The sequence below is a fragment of the Sphingopyxis sp. P1IMeth2 genome (assembly GCF_900185685.1).
Taxonomy (GTDB): domain Bacteria; phylum Pseudomonadota; class Alphaproteobacteria; order Sphingomonadales; family Sphingomonadaceae; genus Sphingopyxis; species Sphingopyxis terrae_A.
In genome coordinates, this window is the sequence record NZ_FYAT01000015.1 from 62,645 (window position 1) to 78,973 (window position 16,329).

Sequence of the window (16,329 nt, forward strand, 5' to 3'; positions counted from 1 at the left end):
GCGCCATGGACCTGGCCGTAGTCGAATTATCCCGCCTGCAATTCGCCCTTACGGCGATGTACCATTTCCTCTTCGTTCCGCTGACGCTGGGGCTTTCCTTCATGCTGGTGATCATGGAGAGCATCTATGTCATCACCGAAAGGGAAATCTGGCGTACCATCACGCGTTTCTGGGCCCGCCTGTTCGGGATCAACTTCGTCCTCGGGGTCGCGACCGGCCTGACGATGGAGTTCGAATTCGGGATGAACTGGTCCTATTATTCGCACTATGTCGGCGACATCTTCGGCGCGCCGCTCGCGATCGAGGGGCTCATGGCCTTTTTCCTCGAGGCGACCTTCGTCGGGCTGATGTTCTTCGGCTGGGACAAATTGTCCAAGCAGCTCCATCTCCTCGTCACCTTCCTCGTCGCGCTGGGTTCCAATCTTTCGGCGCTTTGGATTCTGATCGCCAACGGCTGGATGCAGAATCCGGTCGGGTCGCGCTTCAATCCCGACACGATGCGCATGGAAGTCGTCGACTTTTATTCGGTGCTGTTCAACCCCGTCGCGCAGGCGAAGTTCGTCCACACGGTCAGCGCCGGCTATGTCACCGCCTCGGTCTTCGTTCTCGGCATTTCGGCCTGGTATCTGCTCCGCGGCCGTTACACCGCGCTCGCGAAGCGCTCGCTGACCGTCGCCGCGGCCTTCGGCCTCGCCTCCTCGCTGTCGGTGGTCGTCCTCGGCGACGAATCGGGCTATGCGCTCACCGATCATCAGAAGATGAAACTCGCCGCGATCGAGGCGATGTGGCACACCGAAAAGGCGCCCGCCGGGCTCACGCTCTTCGGCCTGCCGTCGGTCAAGGACCGCGAGACCCGCTATGAAATCAAGATACCTTATGTCCTCGGCCTGATTTCGACGCGCAGCCTGACCGGGCAGGTCCAAGGGATCAACGAACTGGTCCTCCACGCGCAGGAACGCATCGAAAGCGGCAAGCTCGCCTATGGTGCGCTCGAGGATCTGAAGGCCGATCGCACCAACGCCACCGCGCGCGCGACCTTCGAGGCGAACCGCAGCAACCTTGGCTATGCGATGCTGCTCAAGCGTTATGTCCGCGATCCGCGCAACGCGACCGCCGACCAAGTCATGCAGGCGGCGTGGGACACGGTGCCCAACGTCCCGGTCACCTTCTGGCTGTTCCGCCTCATGGCGGGGCTCGGCTTCTTCTTCATCGGCTTCTTCGCCCTCGCCTTCTATTATGCGACGGTGCGGCGCTTCGATGTGAAGTGGTTCCTGCGCGCCGCGGTGATCATCATGCCGCTGCCGTGGCTGGCCGCCGAAATGGGCTGGGTGCTCGCCGAATATGGCCGCCAGCCATGGGCGATCGAGGGCGTGCTGCCGACCTTCCTCGGCGCATCGAGCCTGACGGTGGCGCAGGTCTGGACGACCATCGCGGCCTTCACCCTGCTCTACAGCGCGCTCGCTTTCATCGAGGTGCGGCTGATGCTCGCGGCGATCCGCAAGGGCCCCGAGTCCAAGCGCGGCCGCGACCTTGCCTCGGGCATCGAACCCACCGACGCGGGCTATGCCCCGCTGCCGGCCGAATAAGGAGGATCAGACGATGGCGATTCCCTTCGACTATGAAACGCTCCGCCTGATCTGGTGGCTGCTTCTCGGCGTGCTGCTGATCGGTTTCACGCTCACCGACGGCTACGACCTCGGCGTCGCCGCACTGCTGCCCTTCATCGCGCGGACCGACGAGGAACGGCGGCTGGCTATCAACAGCATCGCCCCGACGTGGGAGGGGCATCAGGTTTGGCTGATCCTAGGCGGCGGCGCGATCTTCGCCGCATGGCCCTTTGTCTATGCGATCAGCTTTTCGGGCTTCTATCTCGCGATATTCCTTGTCCTCGCGGCGCTGATCCTGCGCCCCGTGGCATTCAAATATCGCTCGAAGCACGACGATCCTGCCTGGCGCAGCCGCTGGGATTGGGCGCTGTTCGTTGGCGGTTTCGTCCCCGCACTGGTGTTCGGTGTTGCGGTCGGCAACGTCCTTCTGGGCGCGCCCTTCCGCCTCGATAGCGACCTGCGTGCCTTTTACGAAGGCTCGCTGCTCGGCCTCTTCTCGCCCTTCACCTTGCTCACCGGCCTGCTGTCGGTGGCGATGGTCGTGCTGCACGGCGCCGGCTGGCTCGCGCTCAAGGCCGAGGACGGCGTCGTGATGGACCGGGCGCGCCGCTGGGGCAAGATCGCCGCGCTGCTCGTCATCGCGCTGTTCGCAATCGGCGGCGCGATGGTCGCCACGATGAAGATCGGCTACCGGCTGGAGGGCGAACTCGATCCCGCCGGCCCCTCGAACCCGCTGTGGGCAACGTCAGTCCCGGCGGCGGGCGCATGGCTCGACAATTATGGGCGCCACCCGTGGATGCTGCTCGCGCCCATCCTCGGCTTCCTCGGCCCGATCCTCGCCTATGTCGCGATCGCCGGGCGCAAGCAGAGCCTGCTCTTCGTCGGCTCGGCGCTCGCGGTGGTCGGGATCATCTCGACGGTCGGCCTGTCGATGTTCCCTTTCATCCTGCCCAGCTCGATCGACCCGCATTCGAGCCTGATGGTCTGGAATGCCTCGTCGAGCCACCTCACCTTGTGGATCATGCTCGTCGTGACCCTGATCTTCCTGCCCATCGTCCTCGCCTACACGGCGTGGGTGCTCAAGATATTGTTCGGCCGCGTCACGCTCGACGATGTTCGCACCAACCCCGATTTCTACTGACCGGAGGAACACGCCATGTGGTATTTTACCTGGGTACTCGGCCTCGGCCTCGCGGTCGGCTTCGGCATATTGAACGGCTTGTGGCACGAATTCCACTCGCCCGCCGACGACGACGCGACGCTCTGACCAGCGGCACAGCTATGAAAAAGGCCGGCGCAGTCCATGCTGCGCCGGCCTTTTTGTTTAGCCAGATTGACGCCTTACGCGGTGCCGTCCTGCCAGCCGCCGCCCAGCGCGAGGAACAGCGCGACCAGATAGGTCGCGCGCTGCTGTTCGGACTGGGCGATGCTCGCCTGGATCTGCGCCAGCGAGCGCTCGGCATCGAGTACGACCTGAAAATTCTCGCGCCCGGCCTGATAGCGAAGCCGCGCGATCCGCGCCGCCTCGCCCGCTTCGTCCGCCGCACGGCGTAGCGCCGCAAGCCGGTCGAGTTCGCCGGCATAGTTGGCGAGTGCGCTTTCGGTTTCCTGAAGCGCGCCGAGCCAGGTGCCGTCGAAGGTCGCGAGCGCAGCATCGACGCCGGCCTCCGCCTGCTTCAGCCGCGAACGCGCGACCGCGATGTTCGGAAAGCTCCACGAAATCAGCGGCCCGATCGAAAAGCGGAAGCTATCGGACTTACCCAGCCCCGACACCGCGTCGGCGGTCGATCCGACCGACCCGCCGATGCTGATGCTGGGATAAAGATCGGCGGTCGCAACATTGACGCGCGCCGCGGCGGCGGCGAGCTGGCGCTCGGCCCGGCGAATGTCCGGGCGACGGGCGAGCAGCGCGGCGCCGTCACCGACCGGAATCGGACGGTCGAGTTCGGGCGGCGCCTGGCATTGCAACGCGACCTGCGGCGATTCGGCGGGCGGCTTGCCGGTCAGCAGCGCAAGGCGATAGAGCGCCCCGGCGCGCTGCGCCTTCAAGGTCGGCAGGGTCGCGCGCGTCTGTTCCAGCAGCGCCCCCGCCTGCCCGGTGTCGAGTCGCGTCGCGCGTCCGCCTTCGAACAGCCGGCGCGTCAGGTCGAAGGTCTGTTCCTGAATGCGCAGCGTTTCCTCCGCCACCGCAAGCTGGCGGTTGTAGGCGCAGACGTCGGCATAGGCGCGCGCCGTTTCCGCCGCGACCGTGATGCGCGTCAGGTCGAAGGCTGCCTGTACCGCGTCGGCGTCGGCGCGGCTCGCGCGGATCGCACTTTCGACGCGCCCGAACAGATCGACCTGATAACCGATATCGAGCCCGACATCATAGCTTTCGCCCTCGACCGGGCCGATGCCGGTGACACTGCCCGGCTGGCGGGCGTATGTGCCGCTGGCGCTTATTCCGGTGGTCGGCAGGCGGCCGGCCCGCGATTCCTTCAACACCGCGCGCGCCTGCGCCAGATTGGCGGCGGCGACGCGCAGATCGGTATTGGCAGCCAACGCCTCTTCGACGAGCGCGTCGAGCGTCGGGTCGCCGAACAGGCTCCACCAATGCCCCGCCGGCTGCTCACCGGTGAAGGCGGGCGATTTGCCTGCCTCGAGGAAAGGTGTCTGTCCGGGAGCGGCGGGGGTCGGCGACACATAGGCCGGACCGACGGCGCAGCCCGACAGTGCAAGCGCGGCAGCACCGGCCAGCAGGACATTACGGCTCATCATGGCATCTCCAGCGGCGCATCGCCGCCCTTGTTGGTGCGGCCGCGCGCGAACCATTGCTGGACGCGATAGCCTAGCTTGCGCGACATGACGTAGAAGATCGGCGTGAAGATCAGCCCGAATATGGTGACGCCGAGCATGCCGAACGTCACCGCCGTGCCGAGTGCCTGGCGCATTTCCTGCCCCGGCCCGCTTGCCACCGCGAGCGGGATGACGCCGAAGATGAAGGCAAAGCTGGTCATCAGGATCGGACGCAGGCGCGACTGCGCGGCGTGAACCGCGGCGTCGAGCGGAGCCATCCCCTCCTCTTCCTCCGCCTGCTTGGCGAATTCGACGATCAGGATCGCATTCTTCGCCGCCAGCGCGATCAGCACGACCAGCCCGACTTGCGTCAGGATATTATTGTCCATCCCGCGCAGGTTCACGCCCAGCATCGCCGCCAATATGCACATCGGCACGATCAGGATCACCGCGAGCGGCAGCGGCAGCGATTCATATTGCGCCGCCAGCACCAGGAAGACGAAGACCACCGCGAGCAGGAAGATCAGCACCGCGCTGCTCCCCGCCTGCTTTTCCTGATAGGCGAGGCCCGTCCATTCATAGGAAAAGCCCTGTGGCATCGTCTTTGCAGCCAGTCCCTCCATCGCGGTCAGCGCCGCGCCCGACGAGACGCCCGGCGCCGCCTGCCCCTGCAGTTCGACCGCGGGGAACAGATTGTAGCGCACGACGCGGGTCGGGCCGCTGTCGTCGCGGAAGGTCGCGAGCGACGAGAGCGGAACCATCTCGCCCGACGAGGACCGCACCTGCAGGCGGCCGACATCCTCGATCCGGCTGCGCGCGCTCGGTTCGGCTTGCGCCGTGACGCGGAAGGTGCGGCCAAGGAAGTTGAAGTCGTTGACATAGGTCGAGGCAAGATAGGTGCCGAGCGCGGCATAGACCTGGCTCGGGTCGACCCCCAATATCTGCGCCTTGTCACGATCGACATCGGCGAAGATGCGCGGGCTACCGGTGTTGAACAGCGAAAAGACCTGCGTGACGTCGGGCACCTGCTGCGCCCCGCCCATCATCGCCTGCGTCACCTTTTCGAGGTCGCGATAGCTTTGCCCCTCGCGCGCCTGCAGCATCATGGTGAAGCCGTTGCCGTTGCCGAGGCCCTGCACCGCGGGCGGCGCAATGACGAAGGCGTTCGCTTCAGGGAGCGCCATCGCGAGCGCGCCCGACAGCTTGCCCGACAGGGCGCTCGCACTCAGATCGCTGCCGCGCTCGCTCCAGTCCTTCAGACGGATGAACATCGTGCCCGCGTTCGACGCGGTCGAAAAGCTTGCGCCGTCGAGACCCGAAAAGGTCGCGATGCTTTCGACGCCGTCGATCTGCGACACCGTCTTCTGCGCGCGCGCCAGCACCTCGCTCGTGCGGTCGAGCGACGCGCCGGGCGGAAGCTGGACCACGCCGATCAGCACGCCCTGATCCTGATCGGGGATGAAGCCCGTCGGCGTATCCGCCAGGCGCCAGCCGGTCGCGGCGAGCAGCACCGCATAGATGCCCAGCATCAGCGCCGTCTTGCGGATCAGCGACGCGGTGGTGGTGCCATAGCGTTCGGACAGCCGGTCGAACCCGTCGTTGAACTTGTCCGCGGCGCGGCGGACCACGCGCATGACCCGGTTCTTCGGCTCGGCGTGATGCTCCTCGTGCGGCTTCAGCAGCAGCGCCGCCAACGCGGGCGACAGGGTGAGCGAGGTCAGCAGCGAAAAGACCGTCGCCGCCGCGATCGTCACCGCGAACTGCTGATAGAAGATGCCGGGAATGCCGGGGATGAAGGCCGTCGGCACGAACACCGCAACAAGGACGAGGCCGATCGCGATCAGCGCGCCCGACACTTCGCTCATCGTCCGGTGCGCGGCTTCACGCGGAGTGAGGCCCTGACGAATATGCTTCTCGACCGCCTCGACGACCACGATCGCGTCATCGACGACGATGCCGACCGCGAGCACCAGCGCGAACAGCGACAGCGAGTTGATCGAAAAGCCGAGCGCCAGCTGCACCGCAAAGGTGCCGATGAGCGCCACGGGAATCGCGATGATCGGGATGATCGCCGCGCGCCAGGTCTGCAGGAAGACAAGCACGACGATGACGACCAGGATGATCGCCTCGATCAGCGTTTCCTGCACCGCGCTCACCGATGCCTGCACATATTCGGTCGGGTTGAAGGGGATTTGATATTCCAGCCCCGGCGGAAAATCCTTCGACGCCGCCTTGATCTCGTCAAGCACCAGCTTCGCGGCATCGAGCGCGTTGGCGCCCGGCTGCTGGATCACCGCCATGCCGACGCCCGGCTGGCCGTTGAACACGCCGCGCACGCCATAATCCTGACTGCCCAGCTCGACCCGCGCGACATCCTTCAACCGCGTGATCGCGCCATTCTGCGTATCGGTCTTGATCACGACATTGGCGAATTGTTCGGGCGTCACGAGGCGTCCCGGCACTTCGACCGGAAGCTCGAACGCCGGATTGCCCTTGCCATAGGGCGGCGCGCCGACCGAGCCGCCGGCGACCTGGACATTCTGGCTCTGCAGCGCCGCGACAATCTCGGTCGCGGTCAGGTTTCGCGCGGCGGCCTTGTCGGGGTCGATCCACACGCGCATCGAATAATAGCCGCCGCCGAAAATCTGCACCCCGCCGACGCCCTTCAGGCGCAGCAGCCGGTCGCGCAGCGTCGAATTGGCATAGTTGCCGACATAATCGAGGTCGATCGCCGGATCGGTCGTCGTCAGCGCGACGATCATCAGGAAGCCGGTTTCCTGCTTGTTCACCTGCACGCCGATCTGGCGCACCTGTTCGGGCAGGCGCGGTTCGGCGAGCGCAACGCGGTTCTGCACGAGCACCTGCGCCGCATCGAGGTCCGTGCCCGGCTGGAATGTCACCGTTATCTGCGCCAGACCCTGCGTCGAGGACGACTGGATATAGAGCATATTCTCGACGCCGTTGACCTCCTGCTCGATGGTCGACGACACCGTTTCGGCGATCGTGTCGGGCGAGGCGCCGGGATAGGATGCGGTGATGCTGATCGTCGGCGGCGCGATCTCCGGATATTGGGCGAGCGGAAGCTGCGGATAGGCAAACGCCCCGATCAGCGTGATGAAGATGGCGATGACCGCCGCGAAGATCGGGCGGTCGACGAAAAATCGGCTGAAATTCACTGTGCGCCGCCCTTGCCCGCTGCAGCGCCCGCCGCGGCAGGCTTCGCGGCCGCCTTGGCGGGAACGACCTTGCCGTCGGCGCCGATCCGGCCCGCCTCGATCTTCGCGGGCTTGCCCGGCATCGCGCGCTGGATGCCGCCGACGACGACGCGATCCTTGGCGGTGATGCCCGACCGGATCACGCGCAGCCCGTCGATGACGGGGCCAAGCTCGACCGGGCGCGCCTGCACCACATCCTTGTCGCCGATCACATAGACCAGACGCCGCGCCGCATCGGTAACGATGGCGGTGTCGGGCACCATGACGGCGGCGTGCGGCGCCGAAGCCGCAAGCTGAAGCTGGCCGAACATGCCCGGGCGCAATTTGCCGTCGGGATTCGGTACGACGGCGCGGACGGTGATCGTCCCCGACCCGTTCGACAGTGCGTTGTCGACAAAGTCGATCCGTCCCGAAATCGCATAATCCTGCTGCCCTTGCAGACGGATACGCACCGGCGCGCCGTCGAGCTTGTCGCCGCGACGCTCATAGCCCAGCAGGCTCGCCTCGGAGCCCTGGAAGCTGAAATGTATGGGGCTCGTCGACACGATCGTCGTCAACACCGTCTGATCGGCGGTGACCGCATTGCCGGGATCGACCAGCCGCTGCGAAATGCGGCCCGAAATCGGTGCGGTGACGCGCGTGAAGCCGACATTGAGCTGCGCCGATCGCACCGCGGCCTGCGCCGCCGCCACATCGGCTTCACCGGCGCGCACCGCGGCACGGCGCTGCTCGACCTCCTCGGTACTCGCCGCTTGCGATGCGGCCAGTGTCGCCGAGCGCGCGAATTCGGTTTTTGCGTTCGCCAAGGTCGCGTTGGCGCGCGCCAACTGCGCGCGCGCCTGATCGAGCGCCGCCTGGTTCGGGCGCGCATCGATCGAAAAGAGAAGCTGCCCGGCCCGCACATATTGGCCGTCGGCGAAGTGCACGCGCTGCAAATATCCCGACGCGCGCGGCCGCACTTCGACACTGTCGATCGCCTCGAAGCGCCCGACAAAATCATCCCACTCCGTCACGTCGCGGACGAGCGGCTGGGAAACAGTGACGGGAAGCGACGGCGGACCGCCCTGTCCCTGGTCGTCGCCGCCCGAACAGGCGGCCAGCGCGAGCGAAAGGCACAGGACGGGCGCGAGGAGAAAGCGCTTTTGCATGATCTTGTCTTTTCTGTTGAAGCGTTCCGCCATCGCGCCACAGGGAGGGGGGAAGTTGCGCGATGACGGTCGCTGTCCACTAGTCGGCCGTTCATCCTAAGTCAACAGTTGTTGATTTATTCTCATTCACCATTATGGACGGAAAAATGGAGAGGACCTCAACCATCAAACGGCGCGATGCCGTTGCAACCCGCGCGTCTATATTGGCGGCCGCGCACCAACGCTTTCTGCGCGAGGCGTATGAGAATGTCGGACTGCGCGACATTGCGGGCGATGCCGGGGTCGATGTCGCGCTGATCAGCCGCTATTTCGGCGGCAAGGAAGGCTTGTTCCGCGAAGTCGTCAGCGACGAAGCAAAGCCCCATTTGTTCCGCGAGCCCAAAAGCATCGACGAATTGCCCGGTTTTCTGGCGCAACTCGTCGCCGAAGACGACGACGCCGACCGCCATCATCGCATGGAGATGTTCGTCATCATGCTGCGCTCAGCCTCGTCTCCCAAGGCGGGCGATATCATCCGCGAACTGGTCAACCGCGACGTTCTGGAGCCGCTCGCCGGAACGATCGGCGGCGATCAGGGCGAGATGCGTGCCAATATGCTGCTGGCGATCCTGATGGGCGTCGGCGTCCTGCGGACGATCATGAAGGTCGATAATTTCGAACTCGATGCCGAAGAAGGGGCCGAGTGCGTCGAGCGCTTTCGCTGCCTGTTCGCGGCGGCGTTGACCTGCTGACCGGCGCAGCGCAACCGCCCTCCCCGGCCAGACGGTCGAAAAGATCGAGATAGCGGCGCGCAGCGAAAGCCGTGCCGAAAGGCTCGGTAACGACCGCCGGAGAAAAGGGCCGGCGATCCTGCCGGTCGATCCATTCGAGCATCGCCTGGGCGATCGCCGCCGGTTCGCGGCTGGGGACGATCGCGCCGCAATCGGCGTCCGCGAGCAAATCACGCAGGAAGTGCGAACAGTCGGTGGCGATAACCGGAACGCCGCGTTCGAGCGCTTCGACCGCAACGGCAGGCCCGCCTTCGTAGCGGGAGGTAATCAGCAGCAGGTCGGCATGGTCGAGCGCCGGCCCGATCGATGCAAGGCGCCCAGGTAGCGCAATCCGGTCCGCAACGCCCAAACGCCGCGCCAGCCGCGCCAGCCGCGGCGCGTCGGGCCCATCGCCCGCAATGGTCAGCCGCACGTCGCGATGCTTGGCCAGTTCGGCAACAACGCGCACCGCGAGACCGAAATCCTTCTGCTCGACGAGTCGCCCCGCCGCCAGCAGATGCAGCGGCCCGGTGCCCGGCACCTTCCTGGCTGCCGGCAAATTTATGATCGTGTCGATATTGGGATCGAAGATCACGCTGACCTCCGCGCGTCCCGTCAGCGCACGCACATCGTCCGCGAGCCCGGTCGACATGGCGGCGAACCAGTCGACATCGCGCGCCGCCCAACGAAAGGCCCGCGCAAGCAGCGCGCGTAGCGCCGGGATCGCCGAAGGCGCCAGCGGATTGCTGATCTTCGCCACGACCTTCGGCCGCCGCGGCAAATCGCGCACGGCGCCCGCCAGCACATGATGAAAATTGCCCGGCAGAAAGACGACGTCCGGCCGCAGGCGAGCGATCGCCGCCGACAGCGCACGCCGCAGGCGCAGGCGCGAAAGCGGCGTTCTGGGAATTTCGGGTTCGAGGCGTTCGGTGTGTACCCCGCGCGGCACGGCGGAGCGCAGCGGACCATCGAATGTGCCGCAAAGCAATGTCACGCGGCGCCCCTGCGCCACCCATTCGCGCGCCAGCCGCAGCGCGATCACCTCGGTCCCTCCGAACGAAAAATCGTGGAAAATTATGACGATGTGCTGCGCTCGCGCCACGCCGCAGGCCTTTCCGATGCCATACCGGCGCCCGTGTCGGACGCCCTTCCATCGACAAGACGCCGCGCGCGCCGATTTTCCGCACCGCGCCAATGCGGGATCGGCCGCGCCGCGGCGTCTGAAGCTGAAGAAGCGAAAAATCGCTGGAAACGATACTAACGGGATAAAAGCGTGAACGGATTGACGGTTGCCACAGCCCCCACACCGACGCCCCCCCTCGCCGCACTTGAGCCGCTGACACCAATCCGCAGCCGCTGGCCGGCGCTGGTCAGCGGCCTGCTCAGCCTGGCGCTGCTCGCCGGACTGATACGCGAGCTTTTGGGCGGCGGACTGGCCGCGCTGCACGAGGCGCTGCCCACCAACCCGCTTTTCTATCTGGTCTTCCTTGCCATCTATGCGGTGCAGCCGCTGTCCGATCTGGTGATTTTCCGGCGGCTGTGGGGTCTGCCGCTGTCGGGCATCGTGCCGATCCTGCGCAAGTTGGTCGCGAACGAGATTTTGCTCGGCTATTCGGGGGAAGCCTATTTCTACGCTTGGGCCCGGACGCGGCTCAACATGGTCGCGGCGCCTTTCGCGGCGATCAAGGATGTCAGCATCCTGTCGGCGGTCGTCGGCAACATCTTCACGCTGGCACTGCTCGCCATCGCCACGCCCTTCGCCTATTCGCTGCTGCCCGCGGAGCATATCCGCCCGATCCTGGGGTCGGTAGGGGTCATGCTCGCCCTGTCGCTCGCCATCCTGCTTTTCCGCGGCCGCCTGTTCTCGCTTCCTGCGAGTGAACTACGCTGGGTGTTCCTGGTCCACCTCGTCCGCACCATCGCCTACACCGGGCTGCTCGCGCTGTGCTGGCATCTCGCGCTGCCGCTCGTGCCGCTCGCGCTCTGGATGCTGCTCGTGACGGGACGCCAACTCGTCGCGCGCCTGCCGCTCGTCCCCAACAAGGACATCGTCTTTGCCAATCTGGCGGTCTTTCTGGTCGGCAACGACGCCGCGGTGACGCGGCTCGTGGCACTGACAGTCGCGCTGACCCTGCTCTGCCACGTCATCGTCTTTGCACTGACATGGCTGCCGCTGCGCAAGGGAGCGGCCGCATGACCCGCTTCCGCTTCCCTGCCCTCGCTGCCGCCATGCTGGCTTCAGCCGCAATGGTGCCGTCCGCACGCGCCGCGGTCTATGGCGACGCGCCCGCCTGCGCCGCGGGTTCGACAACGCCGGCGCTGCTCGTCTGGCTCGACGGGCTGAAGGACCGCAAGGGACGCATCCGGGTCGAGCTGTTCCCGAGCAACGACAAGGATTTTCTGGAGGATGATTTCGTCCTTCAGAAAGCGGGCAAGGATTTCCGCCGCATCGAATTTGCGGCCCCCGCCGCCGGTCCGGTCGCGGTGTGCATCCGGGCGCCGCGGCCTGGCCGCTACAGCTTCGCGATGATCCACGACCGCGACGGCAAGCACAAGTTCAGCTTTTCCTCCGACGGCGTCGGCTTTCCCGGCAATCCCAAATTGGGGTGGAGCAAACCCAAATCGGCGAAGGCCGCGGTGACGCTGGGCAGCGGTGTCACGGAAATGCACGTGATGATGAATTATTTCCACGGCCTGGGCTTTTCGCCGGTCAAGAAGGATTGAGGCGATGCGGATCGTCGACGTCTGCGAATTCTATTCCCCCACCGGCGGCGGCATCCGCTCCTATGTCGACCGCAAGATGCAGTTGCTTGCCGAAGCCGGCCACGAACTGACCGTCCTCGCGCCCGGCGCCGAGGATCGCGAGGAAGTGCGCGCGACCGGCGGCCGGATCATCTGGGTAAAGGCGCCGCCGCTGCCGTTCGATGCCAATTATCGCATGTTCTGGGATGCGGCGCCGATCCATGCCTGGCTCGACCGGTTGCACCCCGACGTCGTCGAAGCCTCTTCGCCCTGGCGCCCCGCGTGGATCGTCGGAAAATGGGCCGGCGACGCCGCGAAGGTCTTTTTCCTGCACAGCGACCCGGTCGTATCCTATCCGCAGCGCTGGTTCGGACGGATCGCCTCGCGCGAAAAGATCGACGCCGCCTTCGAATGGTTCAATCGTTATCTGCGCCGCGCGATGCCGCTGTTCGACAGTCTGGTGGTCTGCGGCGATTCGCTGGGCAAGCGGCTGAGCGACCGCCACATCGGTCCGGCGCATTGCGTCGCGCTGGGCATCGATCGCGCCGCCTTTTCACCGACCCTGCGCGACGCCAGCCTGCGCGCCGACCTGCTGGCGCAATGCGACCTTCCCGAAAGCGCCACGCTGCTGGTCGGCATCGGGCGGCACCATGGCGAAAAGCGATGGGACATGGTGATCGACGCGGTGCAGGCGGCCGCCGCCCGCGAACCCGTCGGCCTGATCCTGATCGGCAAGGGCCCGGCGAGCGCCGCGCTGCGCAAGCAGGTCGGCGGCAATCCCCATATCCGCATGTTCCAGCCGATCTATGACCGGCCGCAACTGGCAACGCTGATGGCGAGCTGCGACGCGCTGATCCACGGATGCGAAGGCGAAACCTTCGGCTTGGTGGCGTCGGAAGCGCTGGCGTCGGGCCTGCCGTTGATCGTCCCCGACGAGGGCGGCTGTGCCGAGATCGCCCGCCCGGATATTGCGGAAACCTATGCCGCACGCGATGCCGCCGCAGCGACGCAGGCCATTGCCCGCTTCTGCGCGCGCGATCGCGCGGCGGTCCGTCAGGCGGCGCGCCGTGCCGCCATCGCCGTCCGGTCGGACCGCGACCATATCGCGGACCTGCTCCGCCATTATGACGCGCTGATCGCCGCGCGTTCGTCGCGAGTGGCGGCATGATCGGCCGCGAGATCCGCATAGCGGGCGACCCGGCGTCCGGCGAGCAGCGCGGCACAGCATTTGTCGATGCTGGTCACAAGGCTGGGCACATGCGCATCGCCCGGATGCACCGCGACGCGCACGTCGCGCATCGGCTTCAGCGCATGCCGCGCGAGCGCAGAAAACAACAAGGAACTGGCAATCCGCGCCCTGCTGCGGCTTGCCCAGGTGATGACCGGACCGCACGCGAGCACCGCGCCGGTTTGCGGATTCCACACCTTCATATGATCCTCGGCCATCGTAAATCCGGCCTGTGGCAAAGCGGACAGAGCCCCAGCTCCGTAGAGCCACGCGGGCGCGATGAAACCGGTTGCGGCAACCCCTGTCACGTCCTCAACCAGTTTCTTGGCCGCCGTCATCCGCGCCAGCGCGGTGGCATGGTCAAGGCCGAGGAACTCGCCCTCGCCCGCCGTCATGTGGCGCGCGCGGAAGCCGTCGAGCGCTCCGCTGTGCCGGCTGTCGTCGCGATGCGCCCAGCCATGCACGAACATTTCAACGCCCGCGTCGGCCCAGCCGCGCAGGCGGCTCTGAAAGCCCCGGTCTTCGGCGATCGGCGCGCTGTCCCAATGGTCGGGAACGACCAGCATCGCGACCTTCGGCCCACCAATGTGGCGGACGAGTTGATCGAGCAGGCGATCGACCTCATCGGCGAAGCGCGGGCTGACGTCGTGGATCGAGGCGAGGAATTTGCGCGAGGATTTATCGGAGGGCCGCATGACTGACATGTCCTTGATGGCGATGGTCTATCGCTTGCTTGTCTGGGGCAGCCGCAACGCGGACAAGGCGCCCCGCACCCGTGCCGCGCCCGCAAAGGCGCCGCCGCCGCGCGCGGCTGAACCTCCGTTCAAAAGGCTGCATCCAGGCCAATCCTGACGGTGCGGGGCCGCAGCGGCGTTTCCTGCCGACCGGCGACCACAGTGAAGGGGTTCCCATAAGAAAAGCGGTTACGATCGGCGTTGAACAGGTTCGTGACACCTAGCGCAAAGCCGAAACGCCCACGCTCGAGCCGCAGGTTCAGCGCGCTGTCGACATAGCGGCCCTGGCTGATGTCGAGCAGATTGCCGACGCCGAGATAGGATTTGCCGACATAGCGCGCATCGGCGGCAATCGACAGGCGAGCATCGGCGCCGACGCTCTGCACCCAGCGCGCGCCCACCCGCGCGCCCCACTGCGCGATATTGGGCAGATCGTTGTCCTCCGCCCGCGCATAGGCCGGTGCGGCCTGGGTCAGGCTGCTGTGATTGAGAAAGGCGCTGCCGTCGAGGCGCAGCGACGGGGTGGCGTTCCACGTCGCAGACGCGCTGAATCCGAGAATCGAACCATTGCCGATATTGTCCGTATAGGGAAAACCCTGCGCATCGACGAGGTCGGCCTGGATCGATTCCCAGCGCGCGTAGGAGCCCGACAGCGCCACGCTGAGCGGATCATGATCGGGCGCCCCCCGCCGCGCGCCGAGTTCGAACGTCGCAATGGTGTCCGACTGGAAGGCGACCGCGCTTCCCGGGCTGCTCACCGACAAGCCGCCGGGTCGGAACCCCTCCTGATAGCGCCCGTAGATCAGCCACCCGCCCCCCGGCTTCCAGCGCAGCGCCACGGCGGGTACGAAATAGTCGACGGCGCGGCGCGGTTCGGGCGGGTTCGGGTTGGCGGGATCGATCAACTCGCCCGAAAAACGCGTATGGGCATAGCGGCCGCCGAGGCTGGCGCTGAGCCGCGGCGCCAGGCCGAAGGTCCATTCGCCGAACAACGCCACCTCGCTGCGTTCGTTCAGAATATCGGCAATCGGGGCGGGCGCGGCGGGGTCGCCAAGCGCGCGCCGGGTCCGGTCCTTCCCGTCGGTGATGCCGATCCCCGCGATCCAGCCATGCCCGTGCGCGCCCTGCCGCGACAGCGTGGTTTCATTGGCGTGCTGGCGGATCGCAATATCCTGCGTAAAGGCCAAGGGGTTCCCGCCGCCGAGCGCCGACGCATCGAAGCGGTTCGCCAGATCGTGCGACACGATCGCACCAGTCGATCGCAGCACCAGCGGACCCCAGCTTTTTTCGACCGTCGCGTAAAGCAGCGAATAGTCATTGTCGAAGGGCTGCGCGATCAGGCTCTGCCGCGTCAGGTCGGGCAGCCCGGCCTCCGAATATTGACCGTCGCGCGTCTGTATGTCCTGCCGCACCCAGCCCGCATCGATTGTCCAGCCGTCGCCGGGTGTCACACGCAGCGCCGCGCGCCCGCCGAAGATGCGGCTGCGGTTGACGTCGCTCAGCCCGCGGGCGCTGTCGTCGATATAGCCGCCGTCGATGCGATGATAGCCGACGACACGCAGTGCGGCACGGTCGGTCAACAGCGGCAAGTTGAGCGTCGCCGCCGCATCGTGGCTGTCGGCGCCATGCTGGGTCAGTGCATAGCCCGCTTGCATGCGCGCCGCGAAACCGCCGCTGTCGGGCTTTGCCGGATCGATGCGGATGATGCCGCCGAGCGATCCGGCGCCGTAAAGCGTTCCCTGCGGCCCTTCCAGCACCTCGATCTTGTCGATGTCATAGAGCGCGATGTCGGGATCGGGCGCGTTATAGTTGAGCCGCGCATAGCCGAAATATTGCCCTACCGTCGCCTGCGTCGGGCCGGTGAAGCTTGAATCGGCGACGCCGCGAATGAACAGCTTGTTGCGGCCGGGGCCGAGGTTGGTCGAATTGACCGAGGGAAGCTGGCGCACGATGACGTCCGAACCATGCTGCCCGGGCGCGCCCGCGAAACTGTCATCGAGGCGCATCACCGTGACCGCAGCGGGATAGTCGGCGAGCGAGGTGTCGCGCTTGCTGGCTGTGACGATAATCTCTTCGGGCGGCGCGGAGTCGGCCCGGCGCGGGGCCGCGGGGCGCGGCGCCGGGCGGCGCC

The 16,329-nt window shown here is 66.3% G+C and carries 13 protein-coding genes; 7 read left to right on the plus strand and 6 right to left on the minus strand.

Features of this window, described 5'->3' with window-relative positions; genetic code table 11:
* The first annotated feature begins 5 nt into the window (after positions 1–5).
* Genes P1IM2_RS15780 through cydX form a run of 3 tightly spaced genes read left to right on the plus strand, consistent with a single transcriptional unit; the run spans position 6 to position 2,874 of the window.
* Positions 6–1,586: a cytochrome ubiquinol oxidase subunit I gene (locus P1IM2_RS15780; protein WP_186403027.1), complete on the plus strand. Its 1,581-nt coding sequence runs from the start codon at positions 6–8 to the stop codon at positions 1,584–1,586.
* Between the two features lie 13 nt (positions 1,587–1,599).
* Entirely contained in the window at positions 1,600–2,748 is a 1,149-nt protein-coding gene (cydB, locus tag P1IM2_RS15785; RefSeq protein ID WP_186403028.1) for a cytochrome d ubiquinol oxidase subunit II, read from the plus strand.
* Between the two features lie 15 nt (positions 2,749–2,763).
* On the plus strand, positions 2,764–2,874 hold the full coding sequence (cydX, locus tag P1IM2_RS15790) for a cytochrome bd-I oxidase subunit CydX (protein WP_003044383.1): 111 nt from the start codon (positions 2,764–2,766) through the stop codon (positions 2,872–2,874).
* 74 nt (positions 2,875–2,948) lie between these two features.
* Here the strand turns inward: cydX and P1IM2_RS15795 are convergent, their stop codons facing one another.
* The 3 genes from P1IM2_RS15795 to P1IM2_RS15805 are packed head-to-tail and all read right to left on the minus strand — an operon-like array spanning position 2,949 to position 8,745.
* A complete protein-coding gene (locus P1IM2_RS15795) occupies positions 2,949–4,364 on the minus strand; it encodes a TolC family protein (protein WP_313906817.1) in 1,416 nt (471 codons plus the stop codon).
* A complete protein-coding gene (locus tag P1IM2_RS15800) occupies positions 4,361–7,558 on the minus strand; it encodes an efflux RND transporter permease subunit (protein ID WP_186403029.1) in 3,198 nt (1,065 codons plus the stop codon). The genes P1IM2_RS15795 and P1IM2_RS15800 overlap by 4 nt, the downstream gene beginning before the upstream one ends.
* On the minus strand, positions 7,555–8,745 hold the full coding sequence (locus P1IM2_RS15805) for an efflux RND transporter periplasmic adaptor subunit (RefSeq protein WP_260834179.1): 1,191 nt from the start codon (positions 8,743–8,745) through the stop codon (positions 7,555–7,557). The genes P1IM2_RS15800 and P1IM2_RS15805 overlap by 4 nt, the downstream gene beginning before the upstream one ends.
* Positions 8,746–8,891: 146 nt before the next feature.
* On the opposite strand from P1IM2_RS15805, the gene P1IM2_RS15810 reads away from it, so the two are divergent.
* A complete protein-coding gene (locus P1IM2_RS15810) occupies positions 8,892–9,476 on the plus strand; it encodes a TetR/AcrR family transcriptional regulator (RefSeq protein WP_162928236.1) in 585 nt (194 codons plus the stop codon).
* Here P1IM2_RS15810 and P1IM2_RS15815 read toward each other — a convergent pair.
* Positions 9,382–10,941, minus strand: a complete 1,560-nt coding sequence (locus tag P1IM2_RS15815) for a glycosyltransferase (protein ID WP_260834180.1) — start codon at positions 10,939–10,941, stop codon at positions 9,382–9,384. The two genes, P1IM2_RS15810 and P1IM2_RS15815, sit on opposite strands and share 95 nt — an antisense overlap.
* On the opposite strand from P1IM2_RS15815, the gene P1IM2_RS15820 reads away from it, so the two are divergent.
* Genes P1IM2_RS15820 through P1IM2_RS15830 form a run of 3 tightly spaced genes read left to right on the plus strand, consistent with a single transcriptional unit; the run spans position 10,915 to position 13,404 of the window.
* The gene (locus P1IM2_RS15820) at positions 10,915–11,691 is read left to right on the plus strand and encodes a hypothetical protein (protein ID WP_260834181.1); all 777 of its coding nucleotides are present in this window, start codon (positions 10,915–10,917) and stop codon (positions 11,689–11,691) included. The two genes, P1IM2_RS15815 and P1IM2_RS15820, sit on opposite strands and share 27 nt — an antisense overlap.
* Positions 11,688–12,218, plus strand: coding sequence for a DUF2141 domain-containing protein (locus P1IM2_RS15825; protein ID WP_186403032.1), 531 nt, complete (start codon positions 11,688–11,690; stop codon positions 12,216–12,218). Before P1IM2_RS15820 ends, P1IM2_RS15825 begins: the two co-directional genes overlap by 4 nt.
* A gap of 4 nt (positions 12,219–12,222) precedes the next feature.
* Positions 12,223–13,404 carry a glycosyltransferase gene (locus tag P1IM2_RS15830; protein WP_186403033.1) on the plus strand — a complete coding sequence of 394 codons (1,182 nt, stop codon included), beginning with the start codon at positions 12,223–12,225 and terminating at the stop codon, positions 13,402–13,404.
* On the opposite strand, the gene P1IM2_RS15835 is transcribed toward P1IM2_RS15830, so the two are convergent.
* Together P1IM2_RS15835 and P1IM2_RS15840 are read right to left on the minus strand one after the other, a co-directional pair.
* Positions 13,359–14,159 carry a DUF2334 domain-containing protein gene (locus P1IM2_RS15835; protein ID WP_186403034.1) on the minus strand — a complete coding sequence of 267 codons (801 nt, stop codon included), beginning with the start codon at positions 14,157–14,159 and terminating at the stop codon, positions 13,359–13,361. The genes P1IM2_RS15830 and P1IM2_RS15835 overlap by 46 nt on opposite strands.
* 128 nt (positions 14,160–14,287) lie before the next feature.
* A partial coding sequence (locus P1IM2_RS15840; RefSeq protein ID WP_186403035.1) for a TonB-dependent receptor occupies positions 14,288–16,329 on the minus strand: 2,042 nt, incomplete at its 5' end.